The sequence below is a fragment of the Ancylobacter rudongensis genome (genome assembly GCF_900100155.1).
Lineage (GTDB): Bacteria > Pseudomonadota > Alphaproteobacteria > Rhizobiales > Xanthobacteraceae > Ancylobacter > Ancylobacter rudongensis.
Window position 1 is genome coordinate 42390 of record NZ_FMTP01000005.1, and the last position, 14283, is coordinate 56672.

The following is a 14283-nucleotide window of genomic DNA, read 5'->3' on the forward strand; positions in this document are numbered from 1 at the left end:
CGGTGCCATTTTGTTCCGCCAAGAATCATTCATCATGACTGAGAGCAGGCCTTTGGCCGATCCCCGAAACACCCCGGATGGCGATCCATCCGACTTCCCTTTCGACCTGCCGGTCGCCACCCCGCGCCCCGGCGGGATCGCCGCGCGTGCGGCGGCGCTGGCAAATCCCGGTCACGCCGTGCAGGGGCGCGGCGTCTATCTCGACGGGCTGAATCCCGAGCAGCGGGCGGCGGTGGAAGCGACCGAGGGCCCCGTGCTCGTGCTTGCCGGTGCCGGCACCGGCAAGACGCGGGTGCTGACCACCCGAATCGCCCATATTCTCTCGCTCGGCCTCGCCTGGCCCTCGCAGATCCTCGCCGTCACCTTCACCAACAAGGCGGCGCGGGAGATGAAGGAGCGCATCGGCGCCATGGTCGGCGAGCAGGTGGAGGGCATGCCCTGGCTCGGCACCTTCCACTCCATCGGCGTGCGTATGCTGCGCCGGCATGCCGAACTGGTCGGGCTGCGCTCCGGCTTCACCATTCTCGATACGGACGACCAGATCCGGCTTTTGAAGCAGCTGCTCCAGGCGGAGAATATCGACGAAAAGCGCTGGCCGGCGCGGCTGCTCGCCAACACCATCGACGGCTGGAAGAATCGCGGCCTCGGCCCGGCGCAGGTGCCGGCCGGCGAGGGCTCAGCCTTCGCCAATGGGCGGGGCGGGGCGTTCTATGCTGCCTATCAGGCGCGGCTGAAGGCGCTGAACGCGGTCGATTTCGGCGATTTGCTGCTGGAGAGCATCCGGCTCCTGCGCGAGAATCCCGACGTGCTGGCGGAATATCACCGCCGCTTCCGTTACATTCTCGTCGACGAGTACCAGGACACAAACGTCGCCCAGTATCTCTGGCTGCGCCTGCTGGCGGCGGGCTCGCGCAATGTGTGCTGCGTCGGCGACGATGATCAGTCGATCTATGGCTGGCGCGGGGCGGAGGTGGACAACATCCTGCGCTTCGACAGCGACTTTCCCGGCGCCACCGTGGTGCGGCTGGAGCGCAATTACCGTTCTACCGGCCATATCCTCGGCGCGGCGGCGAACCTTATCGCCCATAATGCGGGGCGGCTCGGCAAGACGCTGTTCTCGGAAGGCGAGAGCGGCGAGAAGGTGACGGTGACGGGCGCCTGGGACAGCCAGGAGGAGGCCCGCGCCGTCGGCGAGGAAATCGAGCAGCTGCAGCGCACCGGCCATGCGCTGGCGCAGGTCGCCATCTTGGTGCGCGCCTCGTTCCAGATGCGCGAATTTGAAGAGCGCTTCGTCACACTGGGGCTGAACTACCGCGTCGTCGGCGGCCCGCGCTTCTATGAGCGGGCGGAAATCCGCGACGCGCTGGCCTATCTGCGCGTCATCGCCTCGCCCACCGACGACCTCGCCTTTGAGCGCATCGTCAACGTGCCCAAGCGCGGGCTCGGCGACGCGGCGCTGCGGCAGATCCACGACCACGCCCGCGCCGCCCAGCTGCCGCTTGCCGAGGCCGCGCGCGAGCTGGTGGCCAGCGAGGAACTGAAGCCGAAGGTGCGCCTCACTTTGCGCGACCTCGTCGGCTCCTTCGATCGCTGGCGGGCACAGATGGCCACCATGCGCCATCACGAGCTGGCCGAGATCGTGCTGGACGAATCCGGCTACACCGAGATGTGGCAGAAGGACCGTTCCGCTGACGCCCAGGGCCGGCTCGACAACCTGAAGGAACTCGTGCGCTCGATGGAGCCGTTCGAGAACCTGATCGGCTTCCTCGAACACATCTCGCTGGTGATGGACGTGGATCGCGGCGCCGGGGGCGATGCCGTCAGCATCATGACGCTGCATTCGGCCAAGGGGCTGGAATTCGACACCGTGTTCCTGCCGGGCTGGGAGGAGGGCGTGTTCCCCAACCAGCGCGCGCTTGACGAGCAGGGCCGCGCCGGCCTGGAGGAGGAGCGCCGCCTCGCCTATGTCGGCATCACCCGGGCGCGGCGCCGGGCCAAGGTGTTCTTCGCCTCCAACCGGCGCATCCACGGGCAGTGGCAGTCCGCCGTGCCGAGCCGGTTCCTCGACGAATTGTCGGAGAAGGACGTCGAGGTGACGGAATCGCGCGGCGGCCAGGGCTGGGGCGGCGGCCAGTCAGGTCGCTATGGCTACGGGCCGAGCCGCTTCGATGAGGCACAGACCTTCGGTTCCTCCTATTCCACACCCGGCTGGCAGCGGGCGCAGAACGCCGCGCGCGGTGGCGCGGGGAGCTCGGGTGGGTCTTCCGGCGGATTCTCCGGCGGTGGGTCTGGTACCTTTGCCGACAGCCGCCCTTCTCGCTTCTCAGCCAGCGAGAAGGCGCGCGGCGGGCTGGTCATCGAGGGCGAGCTGATCGCCCGCTCCACCGGCCCGGCCACGCGCTTTGCTGTCGGCGACCGGGTGTTCCACCAGAAGTTCGGCTATGGCGAGGTCGCCTCCGTGGAAGGCAACAAGCTTACGGTGCAGTTCGACAAGGCCGGTGAGAAGAAGGTGGTCGACAGCTTCGTCGAGGCGGCGTGATGAGCGATCGTCGCGGTGCCGCGCTGGCGTTCGGGCGCATCCTCGCTTACAGAGCGCGCAGCCGAGATAAGCCCGCCACCCTGTGAGGACCCCATGCTCGAAGGACTGCCGCCCAATGGCGCCTCGCATGTGATGCATGTGGACGCGCCCGAGCATGAGGCGCGCGCCATCGCCGAATATCTCGGCGAGAGCTTCGATCCGGCGGAAGTGGCGGCCGCCGCCTTCGAGGTGGAGAACCGCGCCGAGGGCGCTGGCTGGGCGGTCGAGGTCTATTTCGGCGATCCGCCTGATGAGGACATGGTGCGCGAGCTGATCGCGCTGGTCTCGCCCGCGGCCGCCGCGGCGGCCACGTTTTCCCTGCTCGACAAGAAGGACTGGGTGGCGGCCTCGCTGGAGGGGCTGGCCCCGGTCGCCATCGGCCGCTTCGTCGTCCATGGCTCGCATGATCGTGGCCGGCTGGCGCCGAGCCGTATCGGCATCGAGATCGAGGCGGCGCTGGCCTTCGGCACCGGTCATCACGGCACCACCAAGGGGTGCCTGGCCGCCATCGATGCCTTCGGCAAGCAGCGCCGCCCGGGCCGCACGCTCGATGTCGGCACCGGCACCGGCGTTCTCGCCATGGCGGCGGCGCGGCTGTTCCACGCCCCGGTGCTGGCCAGCGACATCGACAAGGTGGCGGTGACGACGGCGCAGGCCAATGCGATAGCCAACCGCGCCGCGCCGCATATTCGCTTCCTGCACGCGCCGGGGCTGGGGGCGGGGGCGTTCCGCCGCGAGGGGCCTTACGACCTGATCCTCGCCAACATATTGCTGGCGCCGCTCAAGGGCATCGCCCGGCCGCTGAGCCGGCTGCTGGCGCCGGGCGGCACGGTGGTGCTGTCGGGGCTGCTGCCCTCGCATGCCAATGCGGCGCTGGCCGCCTATCGCGCGCAGGGGCTGCGCCTCAAGCGCCGCCGTACCATCGAGGGCTGGACCACGCTGGAGCTGACGGCCGATCGCGGGCGCAACATCACGCCCGCCGCGCGGCGGTGAGGCGTTTTCGCGCGCGGGCCGCTCAGCTCAGCCGGATCGGCATATTGACTGGCCGGCCGAGCCCTTCCGGCACCGGCAGCGCGCCATGGGCGGCCTTCATCAGCGCCAGCCGTTCCAGCACCTCGTCCGGGAAGGGCACGACGCGGCGGGTGCCGGCTTCCACATGCTGGGCGATCTGCTCGTAGGTCGAGGCGATCCAGCCCTCGCGGGCGTGGTGCAGCTCCTGGAACAGATGCATGCGCTTGTCGTCATAGTTGATCAGGCGGAGCGTCGCCCGCACCTCCTGCCCGGCGCGAAGCTCGCGCCGGAAACGCTGATGGGCCTCCATCGTCACGAAGGAGGCGCTGCGGCTTTCCACCAGATGCGGGCCGAGCCCGACAAGAAACACCGCCTCGTCGACCGCGCGGTCGAACAGGAGGCTGTAGAAGGCCGCATGCAAATGCCCGTTGTGATCGGCCCAGCCCGCGTCAACCGTCATCACGGACGACACGAAGGGCGCGAAAAATACGGGTTCGAAATCGATCCCGTCCAGCATGACACCATCCCGACCGCCGAGCGCGAGGTACCGCGCTGCCTTATTGACAAGCATTGTGCCGACTTTCCGTGCAGTCGTCACCTGCCGAGATGGCAAATGAATGACTGAATTCTTGCGGCAGCGGGGTTTCGTGGTGCTTTTTGCGCGGCAATGGCGGCCGGGGCGAGTCGCGGCCTGCCTTGATAAGGTATATGCCGTTGGCGCTGCCGGCTTTGCCGCCGCGCGGCGGGGGAACCAGGCGGAAGGAGAGCGGGATGGAAACCACGGTCGAGGCGCGTCCCGCGACGCAGGCAGCCCCTGTTCCGGCGGGCCCGGTGCAGGAGGTGATTGCCTCCCTTTCCGCTCATTTCGGCGAGCGGCTCGCCATCGGCCGGGCGATCCGCGAGCAGCATGCCAACACCATTACCTGGCTGGCCAATGAGGCGCCGGATGCGGTGGTGTTCGTCGAGAGCACCGAGGAGGTTCAGCTTGTCGTGCGGGCCTGCGCCCGGCATGGGGTGCCGGTGATCGCCTTCGGCACGGGCACCTCGCTGGAAGGGCAGATCAATGCCCCTCAGGGCGGTATTTGCGTCGACGTCTCGCGCATGAACCGGGTGCTGTCGGTGCATCCCGAGGATCTCGACTGCGTCGTCGAGCCGGGGGTGACGCGCAAGCAGCTGAACGAGCATCTGCGCGATGCCGGCCTATTCTTCCCGATCGACCCGGGTGCGGATGCCTCGCTGGGCGGCATGGCCTCCACCCGCGCCTCCGGCACCAATGCGGTGCGCTATGGCACGATGAAGGACAATGTCATCGCGCTGACCGCCGTGCTGGCCAATGGCGAGGTGATCACCACTGCGCGGCGGGCGCGCAAATCCGCCGCCGGCTATGACCTCACAAGGCTGTTCGTCGGCGCCGAGGGCACGCTCGGCATCATCACCAGCCTGACGTTGCGGCTCGCCGGCATTCCTGAGGCGATCTCGGGCGGGGTCTGCGCCTTTCCCACCATCCGCGCCGCCTGTGACGCGGTGATCCTCACAATCCAGTCCGGCCTGCCGGTGGCGCGGATCGAACTGCTGGACGAGGTGCAGGTGCGGGCCTGCAACGCCTATTCGAAGCTCGACCTCGCCGAGCAACCGACGCTGTTCGTCGAGTTTCACGGCACGGAAGCGAGCGTCTACGAGCAGAGCGAGAGGTTCAGCGAGATCGCGGCGGAATATGGCGGGGGTGGCTTCAGATGGACGACACGGCCCGAGGAGCGCACCCGGCTGTGGCAGGCGCGCCATGACGCCTACTGGGCCTGCCTGCCGCTGAAGCCCGGCGCCAAGGCGCTGGCAACCGATGTGTGCGTGCCGCTCTCCCGCCTCGCCGACTGCGTCGACGAGACCAAGCGCGACATCGAGGAGATGGGCATGCTCGCCCCGATCGTCGGCCATGTCGGCGATGGCAATTTCCACACCGTGACGCTGGTCGATATGAACGACCCGCAGGATGTGGCGAAAGCGAAGGACTTCATCTCGCGCATGGTCAAGCGCTCGCTGGCCATGGGGGGCACCGCCACTGGCGAGCATGGCGTGGGCCAGGGCAAGCGCGGCTACATGGAGGCCGAGCATGGTGGCGCCACGCTGGATGCGATGCGGGCGATCAAGCAGGCGCTTGACCCGCAGAACATCATGAATCCCGGCAAGATCCTGCCCTGAGAGGGGAGCGCGAAGGGCACAGCCGCGGGCTCGCCGGGGCCTTTGTGCCGCTTCTGCATCAATTCGCGCCTTGTGCGGGGCGCGGAGAACGCGAAAATCATCAATGATCTAGCGTAGAGTGATAAGGCATCGGCCAGAGGGCGGCGATGCCGGGGCCGAAAGGCCGGAGGGATGTGTGCAGAACCTGCTGTTGACGATTGCGGGCGCCATCATACTGGCCGTCGCGGCGGCCTTCGCGGCGCCGTTCGTCGTTGACTGGTCGCAATGGCGCTCGACCTTCGAGGCACAGGCGGCCCGTACCCTGGGCGCGCCCGTGGTCATCCGTGGCCCGATCGACGCGCAGATCCTGCCCACACCGCGCGTGGTGCTGCGCGATGTGTCGATCGGCCTCGATGGCGGCGGCACCGGCATCACCGTGGAGGAACTCTCCGGGCGGCTCAATCTCGGCGCGCTGATGCGCGGCGAGGTGGTGGCCGACCATGTCGGTCTGCTGCGCCCTCGCGCCCGGCTCGTCGTAGACACCACAGGCAAGCTCTCGCTGCCCACCGGAGTTACCAAGCCCGGCGGTTTCAGCATCGCCGGGCTCTCCGTCACCGAGGGCGCGTTCGAGATCGTCGACCGCGCCAATGAACGCACGCTCAAGCTCGATTCGGTCGATCTGACCGGCGAGGTCGGTGGGCCCACCGGCCCGGTGCGGCTGGAGGGTGAGGCCAATGCGGCCGGCCTGCGCCGCCGGGTGCGGCTCAACCTGACGCAATTCGCCGCCGCCGGCACCGCCAAGATGCGGCTCGGGGCGCAGAATGTCGGCTCGCCGCTCAGTGTCGATGCCGACGGCGTGCTGAGCCTTGCCGGCGGAGCGCCGAGCTTTCGCGGCCGGGCGGCGCTGGTGCGCGCCGCGCCACCTGTCACGACCGCCGCTGTGCCGGGCAGCGCTGGTGCTGACATGCTCAAGGCCTGGAGCCTGTCGGCAAAGGTGGAGGCGACGCCGCAGGCGGTCGCCGCCAGCGATCTCAACCTGACACTCGACGCCGCCGAGCGGCCAGTGGCGCTTTCCGGCGCCGCCCGGCTCGTCGGGGCTGCGCCGGGTCATCCCGAATCTCGGCTCGACCTGACATTGGCGGCGCGCCAGCTCGATCTCGGCGCCATGACCGGCGGCGCAACCCCGCTGGCGGCAACCGATGCACTGGCCCGCCTGCTGGCACCACTGGCCGATCTCGCGGTCGTCGGCTCGCTCGATCTCTCCAGCGACACGGTGCTGCTCGCCGGGGCCGCGGCGCGCGAGGTGAAGGCGGGTCTCGACTGGTCGCCCGGCGGCTGGCGCGCCCGCACGCTGGAGGCACGGCTGCCCGGCGGGGCACGGATCACGCTCTCCGGCAGCCTGCCGCGCGTGGCCGGCACCGGCGATGCGAACGCGGCCCTGTTCGGTGGCAGCGGGGTGCTAGAGGCGCAGGACCTGCCGGCCTTCGTTGCCTGGGCGGTGCCGCAGGCCAGTGGGCTTGTCGCCAGCCTTCCTGTCGGTGCGGCCCGGCTTTCCGGCGAGCTCAGCGTCAGTGCCGGCGGTTTCGCGCTGGACAAGATCGACCTTTCGGCCGGGGCGAGCCGGTTTGCCGGTACAGCAGCCTATACGCTGCCGTCGGCCGCGGGGCGTGGCCGGATCGACGCGGTGCTGACCACGTCGGATGTCGATGTCGACGCGCTGCTGCCGCCGATTCAGCGTCTGGTGAACCTCGGCGTGGGGACGACGGATCTCAATCTCAGCCTCAGCGGCCGGCAGGTGCGTCTTGCCGGGGGCAGCGCCCAAAGCCTCGACATTATCCTCAAGGGCGGAGCCGACGGCCTTGGGATCGAACGGCTCGCCATCGAGAATTTTGCCGGGCTCGATCTCACCGGCTCCGGCCGGCTTGCCGGCTTCGGTGCCGACACCACCGGCAATGCCCGCTTTACCGCCAAGCTCTCCGGCGCGCGCGCCGATGGCCTGCCCGGGCTGGCGAGCGCCGTCGGCCTGACCCAGATCGAACCGTTCCTTGCCGCGACGCAGGCGAGCCTCGCGCCGGTGGACCTTTCCCTCACACTGGTGTCGCAGGCCGGTCGCACCACGATCGACGCGAATGGCCGGCTCGGAGGCCTGTCCGGCAGCGGGCAGATCGGGCTTGGCGCGGATGGCAAGCTGAGCGGCCGGGCCACGCTCGATGCACGCGATGGCAGCGCCGTGCTCTCCGGCGTCGGCGTGCCGGGCCTCCGCCCTAATCTCGGTCCGGCCCGCCTCACGCTCGATCTCGATCAGCGGATCGAGGCGACGCTGGATTTTGCCGGCACACGGCTGCGCGGAGAGGGCACGGCCGCTTTCGACGCCGCTGGCCGCCTCGACCCCGACCTCAACCTGACGCTGGAGAGCGCCGACCTCGCGGCGTTGGTGCTGCAGTTGGGAGCGTCCGGCCCCGGGACGGTGCCTGCACGGTTCACCGGAACGCTCGGCCGTGAGAGCGAGAGCTGGTGGATACGCGCGCTTTCCGGGTCGCTAGGCGAGCAGCGGCTCGACGGCGCCCTCGCCTACATGCCGGGCGAGCCGCTGCGGGCGGAGTTGGCCACGCCGCGCTGGAATGTGGCGACGGCGCTGGGTCTCGTCGTCGGCGCTTCCGGCGCGGGCGAGGCGGAGGGATGGTCGCGGGCCCGCTTCGGCCCGGCGCCGTTCGCTACCGTTGCCGCCGAGCTGAAGCTCAGTGTCGGGCGGTTCGACCTTCCCGGCGGACTGGCGCTTGGCGAGGCGAAAATCGTGGCGCGGCTCGCCGAAGGCAGGCTCGCGGTGGAGAGCGCCACCGGGACGCTGGCCGGAGGGACGTTCGCCGGTAAGTTCAACCTTGCCCGCGCCGGCGAGGCCGTGCAGTTCGACGGTCGACTGGGGCTGACCAGCGCCGAGAGCGCGGCGCTTTTTGCGGCCCTCGGTGTTACGCAGCCGAAGCTGCGCGGCCGTGTGAGCACCACGCTTGACGTCACCGGGCGGGGCAATTCGCCCTTCGCGCTGGCGAGCCAGCTACAAGGGCAGGGCAGCCTCGCCATCGAAGGACTGGAGGTAGACCAGAGCGACCCGAAGGCGCTGCAATATGTGATGCTGGCGACCGAGCGTGGCCCGCCGCCCGACCAGCAGCGCCTGGCGCAGCTGCTGAGCGACGGCCTGGCGCGCGCGCCGCTCAAGTTGGCGCGGGTGGAAAGCGCGGTTAGCGTGGTCGATGGCGTGGCGCGCACCAGTGCCGCCCGTCTGGCGACCGGCGACCAGCGTTTCGGCCTCAGCGGCGCGCTCGATATTCCAGCCCTGAGCTTCGAGGCCACGCTGGAGATGCAGGATGTCGCCAGTGTGGGCCTGCCGGCCGCTCCCGCCGCAGCCGTGCAGTGGCGGGGCCCGCTTGCTGCGCCGGACCGCCGTTTCGACCTCACCGCGCTGAGCACCGCCATCAACATGCGGGCGCTGGAGCGGGAAACCAAGCGGCTGGAAGCGGAATATGGCCGCACGCCGCTGACCGATGGCGGCGAGGCGACCGACGCTGGGCCGCTGCGCCGGTCCAATCCCTCGCAGGCGCCAGCCCCGCAAGCGGCGCCGCGCGCGGCCTCACCGAATGCCGCGCCGCGCCGCGCGCCGGCAACACCCACCGCCCCGCGCGTGCCGGCGAGCCCTACCCGGCCGGCCGCGCCACAATCCTATTATGGGCAATACACCCCGCCGGGGGCGATGGTGCCGGGCAGCGCCGCGCCGCCGCTGGCGCCGCCGGTCGACATTCCCAATGATCCGCTGCGCAACCCGATGATCCTGCCGCCGCTGGCGCCGTGAGCCCGGCTCAGCCGTCGACGAACTCGTCGGCGGCATAGCCCTGGAGATAGAGCAGGGCGGTGAGATCGCCGTGGTCGATCCGCACCTGTGCCGCCGCCGCGACCGCCGGCTTGGCATGATAGGCGACGCCGAGGCCGGCCGCGCCGATCATGGCGAGATCATTGGCGCCATCGCCAACCGCGAGCGTTTCGGCAGGGGCGAGATCGAGGCGGGTGCGCAACTCGATCAGCGAGGCGAGCTTGGCCTCGCGGCCGAGGATCGGCTCCTCCACCAGTCCGGCGAAGCTCTCGCCATCGGCGACCAGCACATTGGCGCGGTGGGCGTCAAAGCCGATCATGTCAGCCACGCGCGCGGTGAACAGGGTGAAGCCACCGGAGACCAGCAGCGTGTGGGTGCCGTGCGCCTTCATGGTCCGCACCAGCGTCGTGCCGCCCGGCGTGAGGCGGATGCGCTCGGCGATTACCGTGTCGACAACCGCCAGCGGCAAGCCCTTCAGCAGCGCCACGCGCTCGCGCAGCGCTGGCTCGAAGGCGATCTCGCCGCGCATGGCACGCTCGGTGATGGCGGCGACATGCGTCTTCATGTCGGCATAATCGGCCAGTTCATCGATGCATTCCTGCCCGATCATGGTGGAATCCATGTCGGCGAGGAACAGCTTCTTGCGTCGCCCTTGCGCCGGGAGCAGCGCCACATCGATTGGGGCGCCGGCCAGCACCGCGCGCAATGCCTCGACGTCGGCCGCACCGTGATGTGCGATTTCCACCGCGATGCCGGGATTGAGCCAGCGCGTCGCGCCGGGTGCGGGCAGGGCGGCGCGGGCGCGGGCGAGGAGCGCGTCATCCACCGCCGGGGCCGCGGGGTGCGAGACGAGGACAGCGACGTGGGAAAGCGGGGCAGGGGAAGCGGAATGCGTCATGGCTGCAACTGGGACCTTGCCGCCGGGCCGGCATCGGGCAAAAAGGCAGGATGGAAACCCGGAAAAGCGAGGCGGACGTGACCGCGAGAGCTGCGCGCCCGCGCGCCGTGCTTATTGCAGGACCGACCGCGAGCGGCAAGTCGGCGCTGGCGCTTGCCTTGGCCGAACGGGTCGGTGGCGTCGTGATCAATGCCGATTCCATGCAGGTCTATCGCGACCTCCGGGTGCTCTCGGCGCGGCCGACGGTCGAGGAGGAAGCGCGCGCACCTCACCGCCTCTACGGCCATGTCGACGGGCGCGCGGACTATTCGGTCGCGCACTGGCTGGAGGAGGCGCGGGCCACGCTGGGCGAGGCCGAGCGCGAGGGGCGGCTGCCTATCTTCACCGGCGGCACCGGGCTCTATTTCAAGGCGCTGACGCAGGGGCTCTCGCCCATCCCGGCAATACCGGCCGAGGTGCGCGAGAGGGTGCGCGGCCTAGCGCTCGACGCGCCGGACCTGCATGCGCGGCTGCAAGCGGTCGATCCGGAGACGGCGGCGCGGCTGCGGCCGTCCGACACGCAGCGGCTGATGCGGGCGCTGGAAGTGTTCGAGGGGACCGGCCGACCGCTGGCGCGCTGGCAGCAGGAGACGGCCGAGCCGCCGGTGCTGGCGGCCGAGAGCGCCGTGCGGCTCTTCCTCGCCACCGACCGGGCGGCCCTGCGTGCGCGCATCGCCGAACGCTTTCACGCCATGATGGGGCAGGGCGCTCTGGAGGAGGCGCGGGCCTTGCTGGCGCGCGGCCTGCCGGCGGATCGCACGCTTTTGAAGGCGCACGGCATGCCGTGGTTCGCCCGCCATCTCGCCGGCGAGATCCCGCTGGACGCGGCGGTGGATGGGGCGATCCTCGACACAAGGCACTATGCCAAGCGGCAGGACACCTGGTTCCGCCACCAGCTCGACGGCTGGACGGCGCTGCCCAGGGAGCAGGCCGTGGCCTGGCTGGAGCGTGCGGTCGGCTGACGGCGCTCACGCCCGCGCGGTGCGCCTCGCGGGGAGAGGGCGCAGCCACAGGGCGGCTTCGCTCAGCAGTGCCACGCCAAGCCCGGCCCCCGCCACCCACCAGCTTGGGCTGATGGCATAGGCGAAGGAAAGGTTGGCCGCCAGCACCCGCGCCGGGTCTATGCCGGTGGCGGCGGCGTACCAGCCGGCCTCGATCAGCGCGGTGAGCAGCCCCGACAGGGCAGCCAGCGCGACGAGGTTGAAAATGCCGGTGCCGCGCCCGTAATGCTGCATCACCCGCCAGCCCATGAGCCAGACGAAGAAGCCGGTCATCAGCACCGGCTGGGTCACGTCGAGCTTCTGCTGCATGAAGAAATGCAGCAGGGCGAGCGCGGTGGCGGGATAGACCAGCCGGTGCAGCCGGTTCCAGCGCGGCCCGCCGAGGCGACGGATGGCGCCGTCCCAGGAGGTCGCGGACAGCGTGGCGAAGGCGAGCAGCGCGACAAAGCCGATGGTGAGGTAGATTCGCAGCACGATTTCACTCGCTGCCGTGGCGAGGCTGCCGGTGTCGAACAGATAGACCACGAAATGCACGCCGATCAGGAAGGCGGCGCCGAGGCCGAGGGTGCGGCGGGTGAGCAGCAATTTCGGCCAGTTAAACAAGCGGCGCGCCGGCGTGACCGCGAGCGAGAGCAGCAGCAGGCGCACCGCCCAGTCGCCGACGAAATGGATGATCTGGATCAGCGGGCGGGCGCCCAGCGCCACCTCGCCGCCCAAGGCCCCACCCCCGAGCGCCCCGCCGGGCGGAGGGCCGCCGAGACCGGGGGCGCCCAAACCCGCCCCACCGAGTCCCGGCCCACCGAGCCCGGGAGCGTCCGGCGCGGCGAAGCCGCCGCCGAGCGCCTGCGCCAGCAGCAGGCCGAGGGGGAGGAGGACGACCAGCAGCGCGCCGATCTTCTCAGTACTGAGCTTGCCGGAATTTTCGCGCAGGAAGGGCATGGGCGGTCCGCTGGGGTCGGTGACGGGGCAGTTCCCCGCCTATACGCTCGCAGCGGCGTCGGAATTTCAACGGCGGCGCGCACGATGATGTGATGCCGCCTGAAACGGGAGGGCGTTCCTGACAGAGGCGTGGACCGCCCCGCCGCTTCCTCACTCCTCGAAGATGCGGGTCACATGGCCCATCTTGCGGCCGGGGCGGGCCTCGGCCTTGCCATAGAGGTGCAGATGCGCGCCGGGCTCGTCCAGAATGGCCTGCCAGTCGTCGGCCTCGTCGCCGATGAGATTGGTCATCTCGACATGGCCGAGCCGCTCCACCGCCCCGAGCGGCCAGCCGGCAATGGCACGCACATGCTGCTCGAACTGGCTGGTGACGGCCCCGTCCAGCGTCCAGTGGCCGGAATTGTGCACACGAGGGGCGATCTCGTTGACGATCACTCCCTGCGCGCCGTCGACCACGACGAGGAACATCTCCACCGCGAACACGCCGACATAGCCGAGCGATTCACCAATGCGCCGCGCGATCTCGCGGGCCACCGCATCCACCGCCGGGGTCACATTGGCCGGGACCGTGGAGCGGAACAGGATGTGATGGCGGTGCTCGTTCTCCGTCACCTCATAGGCCTTGAAGCGGCCATCCTCGGTGCGAGCGGCGACCACGGAGACCTCGCGCTCGAACGGCACGAAACCTTCGAGGATCGAGGGATGGCGACCGACCGCCTCGAACGCGGCCGCAGCATCGTCACCCTCGCGGATGATGACCTGCCCCTTGCCATCATAGCCGAAGCGCCGGGTCTTCAGCACCGCCGGGCGGCCGATCTCGGCAAGCGCCGCCTCCAGCTCCGCCTCGTCCTGCACGGCGGCGAAGGGCGCGGTCTCGATGCCGAGGCGGGAGACGAAGGTCTTCTCGTCCAGCCGGTCCTGGGTGATGCCCAGCGCCCGCGCACCGGGATGCACCGGCACGTGGCGGGACAGGAATTCCGCAGTGTAGACCGGCACGTTCTCGAATTCGTAGGTGACGACGTCGACCGCCTTGGCGAAGTGCTCCAGTGCGCCGAAATCGTCATAGGCGGCGCGGGTGTGGGTGCCCGCCACATCGAAGGCCGGGCTGCCTTCCTCGGGAGCGTAGATATGCGTCTTCAGCCCGAGCGGGGCGGCGGCAAGGGCGATCATGCGGGCCAGCTGGCCGCCGCCGAGAATGCCGATCGTGTCGCCGGGGGCGAGAATGCGGGAGGGGAGGCTCATTCCGGCCGCTCCGTCACGGCGGCGGTGCGCGCCGCACGCCAGGCGTCCAGCCGTGCTGCCAGCGCCTCGTCGGTAAGGGCGAGCACGGCAGCGGCGAGCAGGGCGGCGTTGGTGGCGCCGGCCTTGCCGATGGCGAGCGTGCCGACCGGGATGCCGGCCGGCATCTGCACGATGGAATAGAGGCTGTCGAGGCCGGACAGCGCCTTCGATTCCACCGGAACGCCGAACACGGGGAGCGAGGTGAGCGAGGCGACCATGCCGGGCAGGTGGGCGGCGCCGCCGGCACCGGCGATGATGACCTTGGTGCCCGCCTCGCGCGCGCCCTTGGCGAAGGCGACCATGCGGTCCGGCGTGCGATGGGCCGAGACGATGCGGCAGTCATGGCAGACGCCCAGCGCCTCCAGCACCTCAGCGGCGTGGCGCATGGTTTCCCAGTCCGACTGGCTGCCCATGATGATGGCGACGGGTCGATGGTCGGCGGCCATACCGGCCGTCAGGTCGCTCATTCTGTCTATCCACACCTTTAGGGAAAGGCGGG

At 69.9% G+C, this 14283-nt stretch carries 10 protein-coding genes; 5 read left to right on the forward strand and 5 right to left on the reverse strand.

The window, feature by feature from the left end; all coding sequences use genetic code 11:
- The first annotated feature begins 34 nt into the window (after nucleotides 1-34).
- Both BLO63_RS13600 and BLO63_RS13605 read left to right on the forward strand, forming a co-directional pair.
- A complete protein-coding gene (locus BLO63_RS13600) occupies nucleotides 35-2539 on the forward strand; it encodes an ATP-dependent helicase (RefSeq protein ID WP_205409335.1) in 2505 nt (834 codons plus the stop codon).
- Between the two features lie 93 nt (nucleotides 2540-2632).
- A complete protein-coding gene (locus tag BLO63_RS13605; RefSeq protein WP_091441524.1) occupies nucleotides 2633-3571 on the forward strand; it encodes a 50S ribosomal protein L11 methyltransferase in 939 nt (312 codons plus the stop codon).
- 22 nt (nucleotides 3572-3593) lie between these two features.
- Here BLO63_RS13605 and BLO63_RS13610 read toward each other — a convergent pair whose 3' ends face one another.
- Nucleotides 3594-4106 (reverse strand): thioesterase family protein, encoded by a 513-nt coding sequence (locus tag BLO63_RS13610; RefSeq protein ID WP_091442094.1) that lies wholly within the window; start codon nucleotides 4104-4106, stop codon nucleotides 3594-3596.
- A gap of 254 nt (nucleotides 4107-4360) precedes the next feature.
- Here BLO63_RS13610 and BLO63_RS13615 point away from each other — a divergent pair, with 254 nt between their 5' ends.
- Both BLO63_RS13615 and BLO63_RS13620 read left to right on the forward strand, forming a co-directional pair.
- Entirely contained in the window at nucleotides 4361-5785 is a 1425-nt protein-coding gene (locus BLO63_RS13615) for an FAD-binding oxidoreductase (protein ID WP_425284335.1), read from the forward strand.
- Nucleotides 5786-5960: 175 nt separating this feature from the next.
- Complete coding sequence (locus tag BLO63_RS13620; protein ID WP_091441528.1) at nucleotides 5961-9608, forward strand: AsmA family protein; 3648 nt, start codon at nucleotides 5961-5963, stop codon at nucleotides 9606-9608.
- Between the two features lie 7 nt (nucleotides 9609-9615).
- Here the strand turns inward: BLO63_RS13620 and serB are convergent, their stop codons facing one another.
- The gene (serB, locus tag BLO63_RS13625; protein WP_091441531.1) at nucleotides 9616-10524 is read right to left on the reverse strand and encodes a phosphoserine phosphatase SerB; all 909 of its coding nucleotides are present in this window, start codon (nucleotides 10522-10524) and stop codon (nucleotides 9616-9618) included.
- 50 nt (nucleotides 10525-10574) lie between these two features.
- On the opposite strand from serB, the gene miaA reads away from it, so the two are divergent.
- Complete coding sequence (miaA, locus tag BLO63_RS13630; protein ID WP_091441533.1) at nucleotides 10575-11525, forward strand: tRNA (adenosine(37)-N6)-dimethylallyltransferase MiaA; 951 nt, start codon at nucleotides 10575-10577, stop codon at nucleotides 11523-11525.
- Nucleotides 11526-11531: 6 nt separating this feature from the next.
- On the opposite strand, the gene BLO63_RS13635 is transcribed toward miaA, so the two are convergent.
- The 3 genes from BLO63_RS13635 to purE all read right to left on the reverse strand — a co-directional run bounded on the left by BLO63_RS13635 (nucleotide 11532) and on the right by purE (nucleotide 14251).
- Nucleotides 11532-12503 (reverse strand): protein-methionine-sulfoxide reductase heme-binding subunit MsrQ, encoded by a 972-nt coding sequence (locus BLO63_RS13635; protein ID WP_091441536.1) that lies wholly within the window; start codon nucleotides 12501-12503, stop codon nucleotides 11532-11534.
- A 150-nt stretch (nucleotides 12504-12653) separates the two neighbouring features.
- Nucleotides 12654-13745: a 5-(carboxyamino)imidazole ribonucleotide synthase gene (locus BLO63_RS13640; protein ID WP_091441537.1), complete on the reverse strand. Its 1092-nt coding sequence runs from the start codon at nucleotides 13743-13745 to the stop codon at nucleotides 12654-12656.
- Entirely contained in the window at nucleotides 13742-14251 is a 510-nt protein-coding gene (purE, locus tag BLO63_RS13645; RefSeq protein ID WP_091441539.1) for a 5-(carboxyamino)imidazole ribonucleotide mutase, read from the reverse strand. The genes BLO63_RS13640 and purE overlap by 4 nt, the downstream gene beginning before the upstream one ends.
- Nucleotides 14252-14283: the final 32 nt, after the last annotated feature.

Excerpts from the sequence above, each read along its gene's own strand:
- miaA (WP_091441533.1), top strand. The coding sequence starts at position 10,575 with ATGGAAACCCGGAAAAGCGAGGCGGACGTGACCGCGAGAGCTGCGCGC.
- BLO63_RS13610 (WP_091442094.1), bottom strand. The coding sequence starts at position 4,106 with ATGCTGGACGGGATCGATTTCGAACCCGTATTTTTCGCGCCCTTCGTG.
- BLO63_RS13635 (WP_091441536.1), bottom strand. The coding sequence starts at position 12,503 with ATGCCCTTCCTGCGCGAAAATTCCGGCAAGCTCAGTACTGAGAAGATC.
- BLO63_RS13640 (WP_091441537.1), bottom strand. The coding sequence starts at position 13,745 with ATGAGCCTCCCCTCCCGCATTCTCGCCCCCGGCGACACGATCGGCATT.
- BLO63_RS13600 (WP_205409335.1), top strand. The coding sequence starts at position 35 with ATGACTGAGAGCAGGCCTTTGGCCGATCCCCGAAACACCCCGGATGGC.
- BLO63_RS13615 (WP_425284335.1), top strand. The coding sequence starts at position 4,361 with ATGGAAACCACGGTCGAGGCGCGTCCCGCGACGCAGGCAGCCCCTGTT.
- BLO63_RS13605 (WP_091441524.1), top strand. The coding sequence starts at position 2,633 with ATGCTCGAAGGACTGCCGCCCAATGGCGCCTCGCATGTGATGCATGTG.
- serB (WP_091441531.1), bottom strand. The coding sequence starts at position 10,524 with ATGACGCATTCCGCTTCCCCTGCCCCGCTTTCCCACGTCGCTGTCCTC.
- purE (WP_091441539.1), bottom strand. The coding sequence starts at position 14,251 with ATGAGCGACCTGACGGCCGGTATGGCCGCCGACCATCGACCCGTCGCC.